This window comes from Pseudomonas sp. BN505, assembly GCF_029873175.1.
Lineage (GTDB): Bacteria > Pseudomonadota > Gammaproteobacteria > Pseudomonadales > Pseudomonadaceae > Aquipseudomonas > Aquipseudomonas putida.
This window is the reverse complement of the sequence record NZ_SSOI01000039.1, coordinates 35,300-53,604: the sequence shown is the minus strand read 5'-3', so window position 1 is coordinate 53,604 and position 18,305 is coordinate 35,300. Positions and strand designations below refer to the sequence as shown.

General features: G+C 63.1%; 14 protein-coding genes. 11 read left to right on the top strand and 3 right to left on the bottom strand.

The window, feature by feature from the left end; translation table 11 throughout:
- Window position 1 precedes the first annotated feature (1 nt).
- The 3 genes from E8E78_RS11855 to E8E78_RS11845 all read left to right on the top strand — a co-directional run bounded on the left by E8E78_RS11855 (window position 2) and on the right by E8E78_RS11845 (window position 4,321).
- Window positions 2-1,156, top strand: coding sequence for an acyl-CoA dehydrogenase (locus E8E78_RS11855; protein ID WP_016499780.1), 1,155 nt, complete (start codon window positions 2-4; stop codon window positions 1,154-1,156).
- A gap of 4 nt (window positions 1,157-1,160) precedes the next feature.
- Window positions 1,161-2,849: a class I adenylate-forming enzyme family protein gene (locus E8E78_RS11850; RefSeq protein ID WP_280313675.1), complete on the top strand. Its 1,689-nt coding sequence runs from the start codon at window positions 1,161-1,163 to the stop codon at window positions 2,847-2,849.
- Between the two features lie 89 nt (window positions 2,850-2,938).
- Window positions 2,939-4,321: a DUF1329 domain-containing protein gene (locus tag E8E78_RS11845; RefSeq protein ID WP_016499778.1), complete on the top strand. Its 1,383-nt coding sequence runs from the start codon at window positions 2,939-2,941 to the stop codon at window positions 4,319-4,321.
- A 48-nt stretch (window positions 4,322-4,369) separates the two neighbouring features.
- Here the strand turns inward: E8E78_RS11845 and E8E78_RS11840 are convergent, their stop codons facing one another.
- The 3 genes from E8E78_RS11840 to E8E78_RS11830 all read right to left on the bottom strand — a co-directional run bounded on the left by E8E78_RS11840 (window position 4,370) and on the right by E8E78_RS11830 (window position 8,764).
- On the bottom strand, window positions 4,370-6,499 hold the full coding sequence (locus E8E78_RS11840) for an FAD-dependent oxidoreductase (RefSeq protein WP_280313677.1): 2,130 nt from the start codon (window positions 6,497-6,499) through the stop codon (window positions 4,370-4,372).
- A gap of 82 nt (window positions 6,500-6,581) precedes the next feature.
- Window positions 6,582-7,412 carry an alpha/beta hydrolase gene (locus E8E78_RS11835; RefSeq protein ID WP_049275708.1) on the bottom strand — a complete coding sequence of 277 codons (831 nt, stop codon included), beginning with the start codon at window positions 7,410-7,412 and terminating at the stop codon, window positions 6,582-6,584.
- Between the two features lie 17 nt (window positions 7,413-7,429).
- Window positions 7,430-8,764: an MFS transporter gene (locus E8E78_RS11830; RefSeq protein ID WP_049275707.1), complete on the bottom strand. Its 1,335-nt coding sequence runs from the start codon at window positions 8,762-8,764 to the stop codon at window positions 7,430-7,432.
- A 226-nt stretch (window positions 8,765-8,990) separates the two neighbouring features.
- Between E8E78_RS11830 and E8E78_RS11825 the strand changes: the two genes are divergently transcribed.
- The 8 genes from E8E78_RS11825 (at window position 8,991) to E8E78_RS11790 (ending at window position 18,302) form a co-directional block, all read left to right on the top strand.
- On the top strand, window positions 8,991-9,725 hold the full coding sequence (locus E8E78_RS11825; protein ID WP_049275705.1) for a 3-oxoacyl-ACP reductase family protein: 735 nt from the start codon (window positions 8,991-8,993) through the stop codon (window positions 9,723-9,725).
- 14 nt (window positions 9,726-9,739) lie between these two features.
- A complete protein-coding gene (locus E8E78_RS11820) occupies window positions 9,740-10,513 on the top strand; it encodes an SDR family NAD(P)-dependent oxidoreductase (protein WP_016499773.1) in 774 nt (257 codons plus the stop codon).
- Between the two features lie 5 nt (window positions 10,514-10,518).
- Window positions 10,519-11,148 carry a nuclear transport factor 2 family protein gene (locus tag E8E78_RS11815; protein ID WP_016499772.1) on the top strand — a complete coding sequence of 210 codons (630 nt, stop codon included), beginning with the start codon at window positions 10,519-10,521 and terminating at the stop codon, window positions 11,146-11,148.
- 9 nt (window positions 11,149-11,157) lie between these two features.
- On the top strand, window positions 11,158-12,231 hold the full coding sequence (locus E8E78_RS11810; protein WP_059394818.1) for an alkene reductase: 1,074 nt from the start codon (window positions 11,158-11,160) through the stop codon (window positions 12,229-12,231).
- Window positions 12,232-12,256: 25 nt separating this feature from the next.
- Window positions 12,257-14,122, top strand: a complete 1,866-nt coding sequence (locus E8E78_RS11805) for a long-chain-acyl-CoA synthetase (RefSeq protein ID WP_084966911.1) — start codon at window positions 12,257-12,259, stop codon at window positions 14,120-14,122.
- Complete coding sequence (locus E8E78_RS11800) at window positions 14,115-15,203, top strand: MBL fold metallo-hydrolase (protein ID WP_061203229.1); 1,089 nt, start codon at window positions 14,115-14,117, stop codon at window positions 15,201-15,203. Before E8E78_RS11805 ends, E8E78_RS11800 begins: the two co-directional genes overlap by 8 nt.
- Window positions 15,204-15,274: 71 nt before the next feature.
- Window positions 15,275-16,951 carry a DUF1302 family protein gene (locus E8E78_RS11795; protein ID WP_041167733.1) on the top strand — a complete coding sequence of 559 codons (1,677 nt, stop codon included), beginning with the start codon at window positions 15,275-15,277 and terminating at the stop codon, window positions 16,949-16,951.
- Between the two features lie 139 nt (window positions 16,952-17,090).
- Window positions 17,091-18,302 carry a thiolase family protein gene (locus E8E78_RS11790; protein WP_061203230.1) on the top strand — a complete coding sequence of 404 codons (1,212 nt, stop codon included), beginning with the start codon at window positions 17,091-17,093 and terminating at the stop codon, window positions 18,300-18,302.
- The last annotated feature ends 3 nt before the right edge of the window (window positions 18,303-18,305 follow it).

The window sequence follows — 18,305 nt, the reverse complement described above, 5'->3', positions numbered from 1 at the left end:
CATGAGTCTGGTGTATAGCGAAGAGCAACGCCTGTTGGCCGACAGCGCCCGCGAATTCCTCGCGGCGCGCAGCCCGGTGGCGGCACAGCGGCGTCTGCGCGATGAGGCAAGCGTGCCAGGGTATGACCCGCAGCTGTGGCAAGAAGCCGTGGGCCTGGGCTGGAGTGGCATTCCATTTCCCGAGGCATTGGGCGGGCTTGAATTCGGCTGCATGGGGCTGGGGCCGATTTTCGAGGCCATAGGCAGAAACCTCTCGGCTTCACCCTTGTTGTCCAGTGTGGTACTCGGTGGCTCGCTGATCCACCTGGCTGGCGGCGCGGCGCAACAGGACCAGTGGCTGACGGCGGTGATCAGTGGCGAGCGGCGCGTGGCCCTGGCACTGGATGAAAAGCCGCGCCATGCCCCTGAGCATACGGCACTGACGGCGACGGCCGAGGCGGGTGGTTATCGTCTGGATGGCGAGAAATTCTTCGTCATCGATGGCCTGGGCGCCGATGCCTACCTGGTAGCGGCGCGCACCAGTGGCCGCGCGGGTGAGAAGCAGGGCATCAGTGTATTCCTGATCCCGGCGAACACACCGGGCTTGCAGGTCAGCGCATTGACGCTGATCGACTCGCGCAATTGCGCGCGGCTGCGTCTGAATGCCGTGCAAGTGGCCAGCGAAGCTTTGCTCGGTACGGTCGGTGGGGCTTGGTCGGTGCTGGACGAGGCGCTGGACCGGGGACGTGCTTGCCTGGCCGCTGAGTTGCTCGGCGCTGCCGAGCAACTGTTCGCCATGACCCTGGAGTACCTCAAGACCCGCGTGCAGTTCGATGTGCCCATCGGGTCGTTCCAGGCCCTGCAGCATCGGGCCGCGCGCTTGCATGTGGAGTTGCAGCTGGCCCGCAGCGCGGTAATGGCAGCATTGGCCGCGCTAGATGACAGCGCATTGAGCGCGGCCGAGCGCGGGCGGCTGGTGAGCCTGGGCAAATGGAAGGCCGGCGAGGTGGCCGCCCAGGTCAGTAATGAGGCGGTGCAGATGCACGGTGGCATCGGTGTCACCGATGAACTGGACGTTGGCCTTTACCTCAAGCGGGTTCGCGTGGCCCAGGCGTGCCTGGGTGACAGTGATTTCCAGTGCGCGCGTTACGCCGCTTTTGCGTCTTTGGAGAACTGAGAACATGAAGCTGGAACAGTGGCGCAACGCCTGGCAGCAATTGATTGGCCCTGGTTCGCCGTTCGAGGTGGTGTCTTCGCCCAACGACGGCCTGCGGTATTTTCGCCATGCACCTGCAAACTTGCTCGAAGCCATCGATGCAGGCCGTGCACACGGTGAGCGTGAGTTCCTGGTGTGGGAGCAGCAACGTCTGACGTTCGCCGGCTTTTTCGATCAGGTCGACTGCCTGGCTGCGCAACTGGCGCAGCGCTTTGGGGTAAAGCAGGGTGATCGAGTGGCCATTGCCATGCGCAATCAGCCGGCCTGGCTGGTGGCCTTCGTGGCGGTGCAGCGTTGTGGCGCGGTGTGCGTGCCGTTGAACAGCTGGGGCCTGCGTGACGAATTGTTCCATGGCCTGCAAGACAGCGGTGCGCAGGTGCTGGTCTGTGACGAACAACGCCTGCAACTGCTGACCAGCGACCTGCTCGCACAGCGGCTGGTCAGCATTGTGGTTGGCGTGCCGGCGGGGCAAGCATTAGCGGCCAACTGCCAGCGTTTCGAAGAGCTGATCCAGGGGCCGCTGCTGGCGCTGCCGGCCATCGAGATCAATCCGGCTGACCCGGCGCTTATCCTCTATACCTCTGGCACCACAAGCCGGGCCAAGGGCGTGCTGTCCAGCCATCGGGCCATTTGCCAGGCGCTGGCAGCACTGGAGTTCCAGTCGGCGTTCTGCGCCGTGAGTTCGCCCGAGCGGATCCAGGCGGTGATCGCCAGTGGCTTGGCACCGACCAACCTGATGGCGGTGCCGCTGTTCCATGTCAGTGGCCTGCACGCGCAGTTTTTGCTGGGGCTGCGCAGCGGCAGGCGCTTGTTGCTGATGTACAAATGGGACGTGGACAAAGCGTTCGACCTGATTCGCGACGAGCGCTGCACCCAGTTCAATGGCGCACCGGTAATGATGCAGCAATTGCTTGGCTCGCCGCGGTTTGCCAGCACCGACAGCGACAGCCTGTACGGCCTCGGCTTGGGCGGGGCGGTGGCCTCCAGTCGGCTGCTGGCGCATATCAGCAAGCGCAAGCCCCATGCAATTGGTGGCAGTGGCTATGGCTTGACCGAAAGCAACGGCATCGGTGCCGCAGTGGGCGGCGATCAGTTCGTCTACAAACCCGACTCGGTGGGCTGGCCGCTGCCGATCGTGGATGTATGCATTGGGCCGGACCCGTATTCACCGCTACCGGCGGGGCGCAGCGGTTTGATCTGGCTACGTTCGCCGACCTTGATGAGCGCTTACTGGCGGCTGCCTGAAGCCAGTGCCGAGACCTTGCGCGACGGTTGGCTGGACACCGGTGATATCGGCCATCTGGACGACGAGGGCTTTCTGTACATCACTGACCGTGCCAAGGACCTGATCAACCGGGCGGGCGAGAAGATATCCGCCAGTGAAGTGGAGTCGTGTATCTGCGAAATGCCTGGCGTGACCGAGGCGGCCGCCTTTGCCCTGGACGATGAGGAACTGGGCGAGCGCCTGGCCCTGGTATTGCGCAGCGAACTGCAGCCAGCGCCTACCCCGGAGCAAGTATGTGCCTTTATCGGCCAGCGCCTGGCAGCCTACAAGGTGCCAGCCGAGGTACACCTGCGCCGCGATCCGCTGCCGCGTAATGCGTCGGGCAAGCTGATCAAGGCGCAACTGAAGGAATCATTGGTCGGCGCCTGACTGATTAGTCTTTCCGGACGATGTACTCCCCCGCAGATCAGGAACAATGGAGGTACCCCAGTAGTCCTGGTCTGCGAAGGAGTCAACCGATGAAAATAACAACAAAAGGCGTGATGTTCGTAGCTGCAGTGGCCGCCAATGTCGGCCTGCAAGGCAACGCACTTGCGCAAGTGTCGCCTGAAGAGGCTGCCAAACTCGGCAAGGAACTGACCTGTGTCGGTGCCGAGAAAGCCGGTAATGCCGAGGGCACCATTCCGCCCTACACCGGCAAGTACCTTGGCGAAGTGCCGGGCTGGAACCATGTGAAGTTCTCTGGCGATCAACCGGTCGACCCTTACGCCAACGAAAAGCCCATCCTGGTGATCACCGCGCAGAACATGGGCCAGTACGAGAGCCATTTGACCGAAGGCCAGAAGGCCCTGCTCAAGCGCTATCCCACCACCTACAAAATGAACATCTACCCGGGCCATCGGGACTTCCGTTACCCGGACTACGTCTGCGAGCGGGCGATGAAGAACGCCTTGAGCGCCAAGCTGGTCGACGACGGCATGGGCATCGAGGGGATTGGCCAAGTCCCGTTCCCGATTCCGAAAAACGGCATGGAGCTGCTGTGGAACCACCAGTTGCCGGCACGGGCCTACACCGAAGAAAAGGTCAGCGACCTGGCTTCGGTGTTGCCAAACGGCAGCATCGGCTGGGGCCGCGCCTATGCGCGCAACCTCTCGCAAGCGAACTCACCGACCGTCGAGCCAAAAACCGAAGGCCAGATACAGGCCATGAGCTGGAACACCACCTTGAAGCCGGTGCGCGACAACGGTGTGGTGAGTATTTCGCAAGAGCCCTATAACTTCCTCGCCAACCCCCGCCAGGCCTGGAGCTACAGCCCGTCCACCCGGCGTGTGCGGCAACTGCCTGGCTACGGGTACGATCAACCAATGATCGGCACCAACGGCACGATGACGGTTGACGAAGACCGTCTTTACAACGGTTCGCCCGAGCGCTTCAACTGGACGCTGATCGGCAAGCGCGAAGTCTACGTGCCGGCCAACGCCTTCAAACCCAATACCGGTGACATCAAGTACGCCGACATGCTTACCCCCAACCACCCCAACCCCGACTACATGCGTTACGAGCTGCGCCGTGTGTGGGTGCTTGAGGCCAAGTTGAAAGAAGGCTACCGCCATGTGTACGGCAAGCGTGTGCTGTTTATTGACGAAGACACCTGGAACGCAGTGGTTGCGGACAACTATGACAGCCGTGGTGCCTTGTGGAAGCACGCGATGATCAATTACTACTACCACCCGGACATGAGCGCCTGGCAGGCCGGTTCGCAGTTCTTCATGGACCTTAACTCGGGCCAGTACACCGGCTACGCCATGACCAACGAATCGAAGAAAGGGCCGATTCTCAACGAAGCCAAATTCACCCCGGACATGTACACCGCTGATGCGGCTAGGGCGATGGGGCGGTAACGACAAAGCCAAAAAAACCCCAGGTAGAACCTGGGGTTTTTTTTGGCTTCAGGCTTCTCGCCCAGCGCGATTGCCGGCGGCGATGGCGCCTTCGATATAACCCAGGCTCTGACAGTCACCAATGCTGACGACCTTCAACCCGGCACTGCTCAGTGCATCGCTCAGGCGCGTATCAGGCGTCGCACCACTGGCCAGCACTACCGAGTCCCCGCGCACCTCGGCAGCTTCACCTTCGGCTGTCTGATAGCGCACGCGGTTACCGTCGATGGCGGTAACGCTCACTCCGGTCAGCAGCTGCCCACCGTGCACCCGGATACCATGCAGCACCCGCCAACGCCGCACAATCGCCAGTTCCCGGCCCAGGTGGCCGCTGCTTTCCAGCACACACACCTGGCGCCCACGTGCAATCAGGAACTCTGCCAGCTCCAGCCCCACCAGCCCACCGCCGACAATGATCACGCGTTTGCCCAAGGGCATCCACACGCGTGACAGCTTTTGCATGGCTTCAGTGCTGTCGGTGACGCCGATCAGGTTGCCGGCCTTCATCAGGGTGCGTTGCGTCAGCGACAGCTTGCGCCGGGCGATCTCTTCGGCACGGTCGCCGGTCATCAGCCGGCGCAGTTCGTCACCACTCCAGACATGATCCTGCTCGGCGCCTGGGATGCCCGGTGCGGCGCGCTGTGCGCCGGTGGCCACAATCACTTGATCGACGCCCAGGTCACGCAGCAAGGCTGCATCCACCGTACTGCCCATGCGTACATCGATGGGCAGTTGCCGCACCTGGTACAGCAGGTTGTCGAGCAGGCGTCCGTTTTCGGGGTAGGCGAGGGCAGCAAAGAACAGGGTGCCGCCCAGGCGGTCACTGCGCTCCAGCAGCGTCACGCGATGGCCACGCAATGCCGCCACGCGCGCGGCTTCCAGGCCTGCCGGGCCACCGCCAATCACCGCAACATGTTGCGGGGCTGCAACCGGCGTGATGATGCGCTCGCTTTCATGCCCGGTTTGCGGGTTGACCGCGCATTTGACCCGCTCGTTGATAAAGATCTGGCTCACGCACACATAGCAGTAAATGCAAGGTCGAATGGCCTGCAGCTCACCGGCCTGCAGTTTGTTGGGCAATTGTGGGTCGGCCAGCAACTTGCGGCCCATGGCGATGAAATCACACTGGCCGGCGGCAATCGCGGCGTCGCCGGTTTCTGGTTCGATACGCCCGACGGCAATAACCGGAATGCTCACGCATTGCTTGATGGCCGCTGTCCATTCGAGAAAAGCCCCGGGCTTTTGCACCAGCGGCGCTTCGGTAAAGGCCACGCCGCTACTGGTCATGGCGTAGGCCGAGACACTGACTGCATCGGCGCCGGCGCCCTCAGCCAGGCGGGCAACCGCCTTGGCATCGTCGAGGGTGATGCCACCGGGGGTGAGCAGTTCTTCTGCATCCAGCCGCAACCAGACGCCAAAGCCGGTGCCAACCCGCGCGCGTATGGCGGCCAGGACCTCAAGCAGCAAGCGCGCACGGTTTTCCACTGTGCCACCGTATGCGTCTTCACGGCGGTTGTAATACGGCGATAAAAAGCCGGCGATGATGTAGTTGTGCGCGGCATGGATTTCCACACCGTCGAACCCGGCGCGCTGTGCACGCTCGGCAGCGGCTGCGAACCATTCGACCATCTGTGCGATGTCGTCGTGGTCCATCACCCGCATCTCGATGCCGCCTTTGCGACCGCGTACGGCGCTGACAAAGGAGGCGAGTTCTTCCGGGGTCAAGGCCTGCATCATGTCGGAGGTACTGGCCGGGGGCAACGACGGCACCCACAGCGGCCGGCCCGCAGCCATGTCCCGTATGGCGTTCTTGCCGGCGTGCTGCAGCTGCATGGCGATCTTTGCGCCGTGCCTGTGCACGCGTTCAGCCAGTTGGGCAAGGCCCGGGATAAATTCATCAGAAGAGACACCGACCTGGTAAGGCTCGGCGGTACCGGCGGGGAAGGCGACGGCGCACGCGCCCATGATCAACAGCCCGGCACCGCCTTCGGCACGTGCTTCGTAGTAGGCCTGGATACGTTCGCCGCAGTGCCCGTCGGCTTCGGCGAAGTTGGAGCCCATGGGCGCCATGATGATGCGATTACGCAGTTGAAGGGGGCCGATGCGGCCAGGCGCAAGCAAGTGGGAGAGTTTTGTCATTGTTATGTCAGCCCTTGGTAGAAGCCAGTCGATACGACAGCGGCCAGGTTGCTGCTGTCGCAAGGTACGTTGCGTACGACGACTAGGCTTGGCGCAGGAACTCGAGGCAGGAACGGTTGAACAACTCACGGTGCTCCACCTGAACCCAATGTCCACAGCGATTGAGCAGAATAAAGCGGGCGTCAGGGGCGTTGTCGAGCACTTTCATCGCGCCACCGACCGGGTTGAAGTTGTCGTTGGTGCCCCAGAACCCCAGAATCGGTACGCACAGCTCCTCGAGGCGCTCGGTCATGTTCGGCACCATCATGGTCGAGAACAGGCAGTGCGGCTGGTATTTGGCCACGGCAACGCGTTCGGCCAGCAGGCTGTCGGGCAGTTGCGAGGCATCGAACAGCTGCAGGCTCATGATCTGGCGCATTTTGTCGATGTCGAGCGGGCCGGCATTGAACAGCTCGACCATGCGCTGAATACCGATCTTCTTGAAGTAGGTTTCGCGCTCTTCGACACCGCCCGGGGCCATCAGGATCAGCTTGTCGAGCAATTGCGGCTCGGCCAGCCCCAGGCCAATGGCGATGGCGCCACCCAGGGAGTTGCCGAGTAGCGTGCAACGTTGCACTTCAAGGGCCTTGAGCAAGCCGGACACGGCGTTGACGAAGAAATCCAGGTTGTACTGGACGTTGTCGGGCTTGTCCGAACGGCCAAAGCCGGGCAGGTCGATCACCAGGTTACGAAAGCCGGCCGCGACGAAGTCTGGGTAGTTGCCCTTGAAATTGCTGTAGCCACTGGCGCCCGGGCCACTGCCATGCAACCACACCACGACGGGGCCGCTGCCTTCGTCGAGGTAATGCAGGCGCAGGCCGTTGTCGAGGGTGACGAAGTGGCCGATAGGCAACGGTAAGTCTTGTTCTGACATCTTCGAATCTCCATTGATCAGGCAGTTACGGCATTTTCAGGGGTGGCAGTCGGTGCAGCCGATCGCTGCAGTTGGGCGCGGTAGCGGGGCAGGGCCATGCCCAGGAATACGGTCGAGAGCATCAGCATCGAAATGGAGGCGGCCAGCGCATAGCGCAGTGCCTCGGTGCCGAGGGCCGGGGTGAACAGATCGCTGAGTACCCCGATCAGCAGCGGGCCAACGCCGACACCCAGCAGGGTCATGGCCATGACGAAGATTGAAGTTGCCTGGGCCAGGCGCGCAGCCGGGAACAAATGCGTGACGGCACCCAGGCAAGGGGTCGCCCACCAGGTACCAAAGAAGGCAAAACCTGCATAGAAGAGAAACGCGGTCGGTACCGGGGTGCTACCCAGGTGGAACAGAATGCCGGTTGGCCAGAGGAAGTACGCCAACGCGAACGGGATACTGACCAGGGTGGCAAGCAGCGGTACGCCGATCTGCCAGCCGGCATCACGGCGGGCCATGCGGTCGGAAATGATGCCGCAGGCCAAGGTGCCGAAGGTGGCACCGCTGCCGCCCACGACGCCGACCAGAAAGCCTGCGTCCTGAAGGTTCAAACCGTGGGAGCGGATCAGGAAACTCGGGCTCCAGGTGCCAATCGCATAGCCGGCGATGGCGCTGGATGCGCCGGTCAGCACCAGCCAAAGGAACGATGGGGTCTCCATCAGCTTGGCCACGGTCTTTGCCCAGCCTTCCTGGGCGATCTGGACCTTTGTCTGCACTTCGCTGGCAATTTTCGGCGCACGGACCGTAAGCCACAGCAGCAGCCCCAGCAGGATGCCCGGTACGCCAATGATCAGGAACGCCGAGCGCCAGCCGTAATGCTGGGCGATCCAGCCACCGAAACCGAGGCCGAATATGGCGCCGAAGCTTGAGCCGAGCATCAGGATGGACAACGCAGTGGAGCGATTTTTTGCTGGGTAAAGCTGCGAAATCATCGCCACCGAAGGCGCCGTGCCGCCCGCTTCACCAACGGCTACGCCGATCCGCGCCAACACCAGCAGCCAGAAGCTGGTGGCCAGGCCGCAGGCCATGGTCATCACACTCCAGGCAATGCAGCAGGCGGCAATCACCGGTTTCGGCCCGATACGGTCGGAAAGCCGGCCCAAAGGGAAGCCGAACAGGGTATAGAACACCGCAAATGTCACCCCCGAGAGCAGGCCGATGCCCGTGTCGGAAATGCCGAACTCCGCCTTGACCGGCTCGATCAGGATCGCCATCAACTGCCGGTCGATGTAGTTGAAGATGTAAATCACGGCCAGCACGAACAGTGCGTAGTGGCTACGCCAGGTGACGCGGTTGGAAGAGTTCACGACGGGTGCTCCCGGTTTTGTTCTAGTGAGCAGGAGCGTGGCGCCGATCACGCTCGGGCACATCGTCCATTCAGACCACTTGCTGACGGCACACAGGGCAAGCGCGGCTGCGTAGTCTTATCGGACGATGTTGCGGTTTTGTACAGGGTTAATGATTTGTCCCGTGCTCGATCATCCAGCGCATGTGCAGCTGATCGGGGAAGCCAAGGCTTGCGGGAGATCAACGATGAAGTTAGCGAACAAAGTGGCCCTGATCACGGGTGCCGGGCAAGGCATGGGGCGGGCGATTGCCCAGCGCTTTGCAGAGGCCGGCGCACGGGTGGTGGCGGCCGACATCAACCTGCAGGCTGCCGAGCAGACGATCGAAGGGCTCGGTGAGCACGCCTTGGCGCTGGCGTGCAACGTCGCCGACAGCGACTCGGTGGCGGCGGCGATGCACAGGCTGGAAGCCCGGTTCGGTGCCCTCGACATCCTGGTGAATAACGCCGGTGTCGGTTCAGTCGACACCTTTGTCGACACCCCGGACGCGCATTGGCAGCGGGTCATTGGGGTCAACCTCACGGGCACCTTCCTGTGCAGCCGTGAAGCGGTGCGGCTGATGCAAAAGCACGCCATTCAGGGTGTGGTGATCAATATCTCCAGCACCGCTGCGATGACTGGCGAAGGCCCAAGCCATTACTGCGCAGCCAAAGCCGGCGTCATGGGGCTGACCCGCAGCATGGCGCGGGAGCTGGCCGCCAGCGGCATCCGCGTCAACACCTTGGTGCCCGGCCCGACCAACACTCCGATGATGGCCGACATCCCCGATGAGTGGCTGCAGGGCATGCTCAAGGCAATCCCCCTGGGCCGTATGGGCGAGGTCGATGAGATCGCCCGCGCCGCCGTGTTTCTGGCCAGTTCCGACGCCAGCTTCATCACCGGTCAGAACCTCGCCGTCAACGGCGGCATGGCCTTCAATTGAACCGGGAGCAGGCAATGAGCACACGACTTCAAGGCAAGATCGCATTCATTACCGGTGCCAGCTCCGGGATTGGTGCCGCCACCGCCCGACGTTTTGCCCAGGAGGGCGCCACCGTGGTGCTCTGCGGGCGTAATCAGGCGCCATTGGACGCTGTGGCCAGCGCCATTCGCGAAGCGGGTGGCAAGGCCCATTGGCAGGTCGCCGATGTCAGCGACGAGCACGCCTTCGTTAGCGCAATCGAGGCCGCAGCGCAGCAGCATGGCCGCCTGGACATCCTGGTCAACAACGCCATGGCCTACACCTGGGGTGCCATCGACAGCACCAGCACGGGTGACTGGCACGCCAACTTCCGCACCACCGTGGACGGCACGTTCTGGGGCACGCGCACGGCCATGGCGCTGATGAAAGCCCAAGGCGGCGGCGCCATCGTCAACATCGCCTCGATCTGCGGGTTGTTCGGTACGCCCTGGATGGCCGGCTACTCGGCAGCCAAGGCCGCAGTGATCAACTTCAGCCGCGCTGCAGCCAGCGAAGGGGCGGCCAACAGGATCCGCTGCAACGTGGTGGTCCCGGGCGTCATCGAAACCCCGGCAACCGCAGGCATGCTGGCCGACGCCAAGGCCCGTGGCAACACCGAGAAACTGATCCCGCTGCGCCGTATCGGCCAGGCGCAGGAGGTAGCCAACGCGATTCTGTTCCTGGCCAGCGACGAAGCGTCCTATATCACCGGGGCGTGTGTGCCGGTGGATGGCGGGCGCAGCTCGGAACTCTACACGGTGCTGGAGTGATGAGCATGGAACCGAACACGTTGTTGGCACGCATCGACCGGCTTGAGTCGATTGAGGAAATTCGTCAATTGGCGGCCAAGTACTCGCTGTCGCTGGACATGCGCGACCTCGATGCCCACGTCAATCTGTTTGCCGAAGACATCCGCGTCGGCCGCGACAAGACCGGCCGTGCGCATCTGAAAGCGTGGGTCGATGCCACTTTGCGCGATCAGTTCAGCGGCACCTCGCATCACCTGGGCCAGCACATCATCGAACTACTTGACGCCGACAATGCCGTTGGCGTGGTGTATTCCAAGAACGAGCATGAGACCGGCCCCGAGTGGGTGACCATGCAAATGCTTTATTGGGATGACTACCAGCGCATCGATGGCCGCTGGTACTTCCGTCGCCGCCTGCCGTGCTACTGGTACGCCAGCGACCTCAACAAGCCGCCGATCGGCGAGCGAAAGATGCGCTGGCCAGGGCGTGAACCCTATGCCGGCAGCTTCCACGACCTGTTCCCGTCGTGGGCCGAGTTCTGGGCGCAGCGCCCGGACAAGGACCAACTGCCCGATGTCGCCCCGGCCGCGCCCCTGGAACACTTTCTAGCCACCCTGCGACGCGGTGCTGCGGCACCGAAGATTCGTGTGCGCTGAGGAATCGCGATGAGCATTTTGTTTGAGCCCGTGCGCCTGGGCGAGCTGGAGCTGAGTAACCGCATTGTCATGGCGCCGATGACCCGCAGCCGCGCCAGCGCACAGGCGGTGCCGACGGCTGAAATGGTCGACTACTACCGCCAGCGCGCCAGTGCCGGGCTGATCATTGCCGAAGGCACTGCACCGTCCGCCGACGGGCTGGGCTATTGCCGCACGCCGGCGATCTACGACAGCGCGCAGATCGAGGGTTGGCGCCAGATCACCCGTGCGGTGAGGAATGCCGGCGGGCGCATGGTGTTGCAGTTGATGCACGTGGGCCGCGCCGCCAGTTGGCAAAACAAACCGGCCGGGGCACGGACCGTCGCCCCATCGGCGATACGTGCCCGCACCCAGGTGTTCTGCGACGGGGTTGGCCTGGTCGATACCGATGAGCCTCTGGCGTTGAGCCTGGAGGACATTGAGCGCGTGATCGAGCAATACCGGCGCGCGGCCCTGAACGCCCGCGAAGCCGGGTTCGAAGGGGTCGAGCTGCATTGCACCAGTGGTTACCTGCCGATGCAGTTCATGGCGTCGGGCAGCAACCAGCGCAGTGATGCGTATGGTGGCGCGGTCGCCAACCGCGTGCGTTTTCCAGCCCAGGTGCTGGCCGCGATGGCAGCGGCAATCGGCTCGGGGCGTGTGGGGTTCCGCCTGTGCCCGGGTAACCCTTACAACGACATCAGTGACGCAGACCCGGCCGCCACAGCACAAGCCTTGTGCGAGCAGGTCGAGCCGCTTGGCCTGGCGTACCTGCACATCATGCGCTCGCCGCTGGCCGCACTGGATGCCTTTGCCATGGCCCGCAGCCATAGCAGCAGCGGGCTGATACTCAATGACGGTTTCGACGGGCCTTCGGCCGCTGCGGCAATAGAAGCCGGGCAGGGCGCCGCAGTGTCCTTCGCCCGCCACTTTATCGGCAACCCCGACCTGGTCGAGCGCCTGCGCGCCGGGTTGCCGCTGGCCGGCTTCGACCGCAAGACACTTTATACGAAAGGCTCACCTGGCTATTCGGACTATCCGACCCACGCCCAGGCGACTGCATGAACAGCCGGTTTTATCGGAGGTAGGGATGAACAATTTCAATAACAACGCAAGCCTGCTGTCCAGTGTTGATCGCGGGGTTGTGCCACGCGAACAAACCCAGGCCATCCTTGATCGCCGGGCCGAAGCCGCCGCGCGGATCAAACCTGCGGATCGCTATACCCTGGCTGATCGCCTCGAAGAACAGGCGCAACGCCACGGCGAGCGGCCTTTCGTCATTTATGGCGATCAGCGCTTGAGCTACGCCCAGGTTAACGCGCGGGCCGACCAGCTGGCTCACGTTTTCCATGCCCGAGGCCTGCGCCCCGGCGATGTCTGCGCACTGGCCATGGAGAACCGCCCGGCGTTTTTCTGCTGCTGGTTTGGCCTGGTCAAGCTCGGTGTGGTGGTGGGCTTCGTCAATACCCAGGTCAGTGGCCGGCCGCTGGTGCACGCGCTGGAGGCCATCGAGGCCAAGGCAATGCTGGTCGGCGAGGAAGTGCTGGGCAACGTGCTGGCCACCGAAGGCCTGCCGCCGCTGCCGCTGTGGCTGGTCGCAGATGCCGAGCAACCGTGGGGCGGGGCGATGCCTGCACAGGTTGACACCGGTTTGGCCGAAGCATTGGCCAATGCCCCGTGCATGCCATTCCCGCGCGACCTGCGTGCCGACCTGCGCGCCGAGTCGCCGAGCCTGCTGATTTTTACTTCGGGCACCACGGGTTTGCCAAAAGCGGCGCGTTACAGCCACATGCGCTGGATGTCGACGGGCGACATCATGGAAGTCACCCTGCAGACCACGCCGAGCGACGTGTTTTATTGCTGCCTGCCGCTGTACCACGGCGCTGCGGCCACTTCAGTGACGTCAACCGCGCTGAAAACCGGTGCGGCGATCGTGGTGCGGCGCAAGTTCAGCGTCCGCGAATTCTGGAAGGACGTGCGCGAGCACCGCATCAGCGTGTTCCAGTACATCGGCGAGATCTGCCGCTACCTGCTCAACCAGCCCGAGGCGGCCGGCGAACGCGAGCACGGCCTGCGCTGCATGCTCGGCGCCGGGCTGACGCGTGAAACCTGGCAGAACTGGGTGCAGCGTTTCGGGCCGATCCAGGTGTTCGAGGGCTGGGGTTCTACCGAGTCCAATACCAATGTGGTCAACGTCGACAACTATGTGGGCGCCTGCGGGCGCATACCGTTCTGGGACAAGAGCAACCTGCGCCTGGTGCGCTATGACGTTGAAACCGACAGCCACCCACGCGACGAGCACGGCTTTTACCAGCTTTGCGAAGTGGGTGAAGTGGGTGAAGCCTTGGGCTTGATCATCGACCATCCGCAGATCGGCGGCGGCCGCTTCGAGGGTTACACCTCGGCCGAGGCAACCGACAGCAAGATCCGCCGCAATGTCTTGCGCAATGGGGATGCCTATTGGAGTTCGGGCGACCTGCTGCGTTATGACGAAGACGGCTACCTGTACTTCATCGACCGCATCGGCGACACCTTCCGTTGGAAAAGCGAGAACGTTTCTACTCTGGAGGTGGCGGCCGCGCTGGGCGATTTTGCCGGGCTCGAGCTGATCAACATCTACGGTGTGCAGGTGCCCGGGCAAGAGGGGCGCGCCGGCATGGCGGCGGTGCTGATGCAGCCAGGGCAGCCTTTTGACCCTGAAGCGTTCTACGCGCTGACCGAAGCGCGTTTGCCACGCTATGCGGCGCCTGTGTTCGTGCGGGTGTCGGCGGCGGCCGACCTGACCAGCACCTTCAAATTGCGCAAGGTTGACCTGCAGCGCCAGGGCTACGCGCCGACGGCGTTCAGCGACCCGCTGTTCATCCGTGACGAAAGCAGCCGCAGCTATGTGCCGTACAGCACCCACGTGCTGGAGCGCATTGGCCTGGCCGCTTTTGCGGGTGACGTCAGTGAGTAGCCTGGATGCCCAGGGGCACGAATGGCGCGCAGGCCTGCGCTTCCCCTGGCCGCAGCCACCGGCCAATGGCGAGGTTCAACAGGTCGCTGAAGGGCTGTTGTGGCTGCGCATGCCGCTGCCGTTCGGGCTTGACCACATCAACCTGTACCTGTTGCGCCACGGCGAGGGCTGGGTGGCGGTCGATACCGGGCTCAACAACACGCAGACCCGCGACATCTGGGAAGCGCTGTTTGCCACGGTGTTGGGTGGTTTACCGCTGCTGGCGGTGATCTGCACGCACTTTCACTCGGACCATGTCGGGGTGCTCGGCTGGTTGACCGAGCGCTTCCGCTGCCCGGTGTTCATGAGCACCAGTGAATATCAGGCGATGCACCAGTTGGGCGCGCCAGGCGACACCGGCACTAGCTGGGCGTTCTACCAGCATTACCAGCGCGCAGGTTTCAACCAGGAACAGACCGCAGCGTTGTTCCCGCTGCTGGGCTCAGCGCACTTCCGGCCAGAGGTGCCGACCAGCTTCCGGCGCCTGCGTGAAGGCACCCGACTGATGATTGGCGGGCGCCGTTGGCAGGTCCTGATCGGCCGCGGCCATTCGCCGGAACATGCCTGCCTGTACTGCGCCGAGGACGGCCTGTTGATTTCCGGTGACCAGGTGCTGCCGCGCATCACCTCCAGCGTCTGCGTGCAGGTCACCGAGCCCGATGCCGACCCGCTGCGCGACTGGCTGGACTCGGTCGAGCGCTTGCGGGAGGTGCCCGACAGCGTGCTGGTGCTGCCGGCGCATGAACGGCCGTTCTACAACCTGCATCTGCGCCTTGATCAACTGCGCGCACACCACCAAGGGCACTTGCAGCAACTGTTGGCCGCCTGCACTGCGCCGCGCAGTGCCGTGGAGCTGATGGCCGAGCTGTTTCCGAAGGTGAAGGGGCGCTTCGATGAATTGATGGCGATTGGCGAGACCCTGGCGCATGTCAATTACCTGATTGCGCAGGGGCAACTGGTGCGTGAAGAAACAGCCGGCGTGTTCCGCTACGGGCGCACGCCCGAGGGTGTCAACGTTCAGTCGGTGCTAGGGCAGCTGTGAGCGGGCTGAAGGTAACGAGTGGTGTTCTTGCACTTTTGCGCGACCGTCAGGTCGTTAATCGGAGAGGCAGTGTGACTAATAAAAACAACAAATATGGTGCTGGCCCAGCTGTATCGGGTTTCGAATTATCGGGTCTGGTGGTGGCAACCGCGTTGGTTTGCACACCCGCTTGGTCTGGTGAAACGATCGAGTTCGACAACGGCACGACAATCGACTGGACGGTGACCACCAGCTACGGCCTGGGGGTTCGCCTGTCGAACCCGTCAAGCAAGCTGTTGACACCCAACGCCGATGATGGCGATCGCAACTTCGACAAGGGCAGCCTGGTGACCAACCGGATCGGCGCCCTGGCCGAGATGATCGTGCGCAAGGACAACTACGGCGGGGTGCTGCGGGCCAGTACCTTCTACGATGATGTTTACCATCGTTCCAACGACAACGACTCACCGGGCACGGTCAACAAGGCTGGCGACCATGACGAGTTCACCAGCGACACCAAGTATTACAGCGGCGGGCGCAGCAAGTTCCTCGATGCTTATGTGTTCAGCGGCTGGCGCTTTGACAATGGTTCGATGCTCGACGTCAAGGCCGGGCGCCATATCGAGTCGTGGGGCGAAAGCTTGTTCTACCCCGGTGTCAGCGGTGTACAGAACCCGTCCGATGCGGTCAAGGCCGCGCAGCCAGGGGTCGAGGTCAAGGAAGTGCTGTTGCCGGTCGGGCAGGTGTCGGCGTCGTATCGCCTGAACCCGCAGTGGACCTTGGGCGCTTACGTGCAATACGAATGGATGGGCACGGAACTGCCGCCTGTGGGCAGCTACCTGTCCACCAGCGATGTGGTCGGGCCAGGGCGAGAGTTTCTCATCGGCGCCAATGGGTCGCGTATCAACTACCAGGGCACCGATGAGCCGCGTGACAGCGGTCAGTGGGGGGCACAGGTACGCTTTCGACCCGTGCCCGCCCTGGAACTGTCACTGTTTCATGTCAATTATCATGACAAGAACCCAGCCACTGCCCTGGTGGGTTACCGGGCCGTCCCGGCCGGGCCAGGCGTGTTCTTCGGCACGCCGGATGGCTACCGCATTACCTACTTTGAAGACATCAAGCTGACCGGCATCAGTGCCTCGACCAAAATCGGCGAGACCCAGATCGGTGGCGAGTGGTCGTATCGCGACGGTGCACCGGTCATGGTCAACACCGGCCTCGGCCCCACGCCTGCGCGTGGCAAGGGCCAGCAAATGCAGTTGTCGGCGATCCGTATTCTGGGTGACCGGCCTTGGGCGAGCCAGACCTCGCTCACCGCCGAAATCGTGCATGTGCGTGTCGACAGTGTTGATGAGGCCTCGGCCGCGCCGAACCTGCTGGGCCTGGGCAACAGCCTGATTCCGTCCATGCGCCCGCTGGTGCAACCGTCCGACGACTACACCTACAAGACCTCGACTGGCTGGCGCAGCAAGACCGCCAGTGCCTACACCCTGGGTGCGTCCTTCAGCTACCCGGGCGTGTTCGAAGGCTGGGACCTGGAAGTGCCGGTGAACTTCTCCAACGTGTTCAGTGGTGCCACGCCGATGGCCGGGACCATTTCCGGGTTGCAGGGTGACCGCCGGTTGAGCCTGGGCGCCACCTTCAAGTACTTGGGCAACCTGGAAGTCGCCCTGCGGGTTACCGGTTACCTGGGCGACGCTGACCCGGTCAAGCGCTTGCTGGCAGACCGCGACTACGGGACATTCTCGGTCAAATACAGCTTCTGACTGGCGCGACGGCGTCAGGGTTGAGTCAACCCTGGCGCTGGCCGCTGTTCTAGTCAAAATGGACGATCACTCGCCACGGCACCTGTGGCATGGTCGCAAGACAGAAACCTCAAGCACACAGCCTTCGAGTGGGGGATACATGGGTCTTAAAGGTCATGCGGCGATTGTCGGCGCCGCGCAATACAAACCCGAGAAGTACGCCACAGCGCCGCGAATGTTCCATCTTGAGCAAGTGGCCGACCTGGCGGCGCAGGCGCTGCGCGACGCCGGCTTGCGTGCCGAAGACCTGGACGGTCTGGTGATCAATGGCCCGCACTTCCACGAAGCTTCGGTGTTCGTGCCGGCCATGGCCGCCGAATACCTGGGTTTGTCTGTTAATTTCGCCGAAGTGGTCGACCTTGGTGGTTGTACCGCGGTGGGCATGGTCTGGCGCGCGGCTGCGGCGATCGAGCTGGGCCTGTGCCAGGCGGTGCTGTGTGTAATGCCGGCGCGCCTGGCGCCGATGGGCCCCGATGAAGATCCCGGGGCAATGGCCCGCGCCATGCGTTACGGCGGTCACAGCACCGCCTTTGGTGCGCCGGAGGCGGAGTTCGATCTGCCTTATGGCCACATGGGCCAGAACACCGGCTACGCCATGATCGCCCAACGCTACGCCGCGCAGTACGGTTACGACCCGATAGCCATGGCCAAGATCGCCGTTGATCAACGCACCAATGCCTTGGCCAACCCCCAGGCGATGTTCCATGGCCAGCCGTTGACGATCGAGCAGGTGCTGGCGAGCAAGCGCGTGGCTGATCCTTTGCACGTACTCGAGATTGTCATGCCGGTGGCCGGTGGCGCGGCATTGATCATTGCCTCCAAAGAAGTGGCCGCACGTGCACGCAAGCGCCCGGCATTCATCACCGGCTTCGGTGAGCATCTGGCGTTCAAGTCGCCTTCGTATGCCCAGGACATGCTCCACACGCCGATTGGGCCTGCTTCGCGCCGTGCCTTCGAGATGGCCAGGCTCAGACCGGGCGATGTCGATGCGGTGCAGATCTATGACTGTTACACCATTACCGCGTTGCTGACCCTGGAGGACGCCGGCTTCTGCGCCAAAGGCGAGGGCATGCAGTTTGTTCGCGAGCATGACCTGACCTGGCGCGGCGATTTCCCCATGAACACCCACGGTGGCCAGCTCAGTTTTGGCCAGGCCGGCGCTGCCGGGGGCATGTCACAGGTGATCGAGGCTGTCACGCAGATCAGCGGTGAGGCGGGCGAGCGCCAGCTTGGACGCTGCGACGCTGTCTACGTGTCCGGCACTGGTGGCGTGATGAGTGAGCAGGCCGCGTTGATACTTCAGGGAGCATGACCC

Coding starts and splice junctions, on each gene's coding strand:
- E8E78_RS11855 (WP_016499780.1), top strand. CDS start 2: ATGAGTCTGGTGTATAGCGAAGAGCAACGCCTGTTGGCCGACAGCGCC.
- E8E78_RS11850 (WP_280313675.1), top strand. CDS start 1,161: ATGAAGCTGGAACAGTGGCGCAACGCCTGGCAGCAATTGATTGGCCCT.
- E8E78_RS11845 (WP_016499778.1), top strand. CDS start 2,939: ATGAAAATAACAACAAAAGGCGTGATGTTCGTAGCTGCAGTGGCCGCC.
- E8E78_RS11840 (WP_280313677.1), bottom strand. CDS start 6,499: ATGACAAAACTCTCCCACTTGCTTGCGCCTGGCCGCATCGGCCCCCTT.
- E8E78_RS11835 (WP_049275708.1), bottom strand. CDS start 7,412: ATGTCAGAACAAGACTTACCGTTGCCTATCGGCCACTTCGTCACCCTC.
- E8E78_RS11825 (WP_049275705.1), top strand. CDS start 8,991: ATGAAGTTAGCGAACAAAGTGGCCCTGATCACGGGTGCCGGGCAAGGC.
- E8E78_RS11820 (WP_016499773.1), top strand. CDS start 9,740: ATGAGCACACGACTTCAAGGCAAGATCGCATTCATTACCGGTGCCAGC.
- E8E78_RS11815 (WP_016499772.1), top strand. CDS start 10,519: ATGGAACCGAACACGTTGTTGGCACGCATCGACCGGCTTGAGTCGATT.
- E8E78_RS11810 (WP_059394818.1), top strand. CDS start 11,158: ATGAGCATTTTGTTTGAGCCCGTGCGCCTGGGCGAGCTGGAGCTGAGT.
- E8E78_RS11805 (WP_084966911.1), top strand. CDS start 12,257: ATGAACAATTTCAATAACAACGCAAGCCTGCTGTCCAGTGTTGATCGC.
- E8E78_RS11790 (WP_061203230.1), top strand. CDS start 17,091: ATGGGTCTTAAAGGTCATGCGGCGATTGTCGGCGCCGCGCAATACAAA.